Below are 1,981 nucleotides of genomic sequence, written 5' to 3'. Positions count from 1 at the left end.
GGAACTTACCCGACAAGGAATTTCGCTACCTTAGGACCGTTATAGTTACGGCCGCCGTTTACTGGGGCTTCAATTCAGAGCTTCGACCGAAGTCTAACCCCTCCTCTTAACCTTCCAGCACCGGGCAGGTGTCAGCACCTATACATCAGCTTTCGCTTTAGCAGGCACCTGTGTTTGTGGTAAACAGTCGCTTGCGCCTCTCTTGTGCCACTCATTCATGCTCCATGCGTTGCTGCACTTCACACTACATGAGTCCTCCTTTTCCCGAAGTTACGGAGGCATTTTGCCGAGTTCCTTAACGAGGGTTTTCCCGCGCACCTTAGGATTCTCTCCCCGCCTACCTGTGTCGGTTTTGGTACGGGCGATGTGTCTCTACCTAGAAGCTTTTCTCGACAGTGTAGGATCAATCACTTCGTTACTATCGCTAGTAACTCGTCATCACATCTCAGCTTTTAGAGTTACGGATTTGCCTATAACTCAACCTACATGCTTAAACACGCACTTCCAATCGCGTGCTGACCTACCTTACTGTGTCACTCCATCGATCAAACGATTCACACCGGTACAGGAATTTCAACCTGTTGTCCATCGCCTACGCTTTTCCGCCTCGGCTTAGGTCCCGACTTACCCTGAGACGACGATCGTTGCTCAGGAACCCTTAGGCTTTCGGTGGAATGGATTCTCACCATTCTTTTCGCTACTCATACCGACATTCTCACTTCTCATCAGTCCACAACTCCTTACGGTACTGCTTCAACCCGATGAGAACGCTCCCCTACCCATATACATTGCTGCATATGACACGACTTCGGTTTTACACTTTAGCCCCGGACATTTTCGGCGCAGAGTCTCTCGACCAGTGAGCTATTACGCACTCTTTAAATGGTGGCTGCTTCTAAGCCAACATCCTGGTTGTTTTGGAAATTCCACATCCTTCGCCACTTAGTGTAACATTTGGGACCTTAGTCGGTGTTCTGGGCTGTTTCCCTCTTGACAATGGACCTTATCATTCACTGTCTGACTCCCGAGTATAAGTATAGCCATTCGTAGTTTGACTAGGTTCGGTAACCGGTATGGCCCCTAGCCCGATCAGTGCTCTACCGCCTATACTCTCAACCTCGAGGCTAGCCCTAAAGCTATTTCGGGGAGAACCAGCTATCTCCGTGTTCGATTGGCATTTCACCCCTATCCACAACTCATCCCAAAGCTTTTCAACGCTCACGAGTTCGGTCCTCCACACAATTTTACCTGTGCTTCAACCTGGCCATGGATAGATCACTACGGTTTCGGGTCTACTATCACTAACTGAACGCCCTGTTCAGACTCGCTTTCGCTGCGGCTCCATGTTTTCCACTTAACCTCGCTAGCAACAGTAACTCGTCGGTTCATTCTTCAATAGGCACGCCGTCGTCCTGATATATATACAGACTTCGACTGTTTGTAGACATACGGTTTCAGGTTCTCTTTCACTCCCCGCCAGGGGTTCTTTTCACCTTTCCCTCACGGTACTATGCGCTATCGGTCGATATCAGTATTTTGGCTTGGAGGGTGGTCCCCCCTGCTTCCCACAAGGTTTCACGTGTCTCGTGGTACTCTGGATACAGTCCCATGTATGCAAGGTTTCGATTACAGGGCTTTCACCTTCTGCGGCTGAGCTTTCCAACTCGATTCTTCTACCTCATTTACACTTGATGACTGTCCTCAACCCCGGTGCGGTTGCCCGCTCCGGTTTGGCCTCTTTCCCGTTCGCTCGCCGCTACTAAGAAAATCTCGTTTGATTACTTTTCCTCTGGGTAATTAGATGTTTCAGTTCCCCAGGTGCCCTCCTCATAGTCAAAGCTATGGGTGACAGTGCATAACCACTGCCGGGTTCCCCCATTCGGAAATCTACGGGTCAAAGGTTGCTTGCACCTCTCCGTAGCTTATCGCAGCTTACCGCGTCCTTCTTCGGCTGATATCGCCAAGGCATCCACCGTACGCC

General features: G+C 50.1%; 1 rRNA gene. It reads right to left on the bottom strand.

What is annotated here, in order from left to right:
• Positions 1-1,981, bottom strand: a 23S ribosomal RNA gene (locus tag ACFX4E_RS28180); the annotation flags it as partial.

Source organism: Priestia sp. YIM B13491, from assembly GCF_042787605.1.
GTDB lineage: Bacteria > Bacillota > Bacilli > Bacillales > Bacillaceae_H > Priestia > Priestia megaterium_E.
Note: the sequence above shows the minus strand (reverse complement) of the source record. Positions and strands in the feature narration are given on the sequence as shown.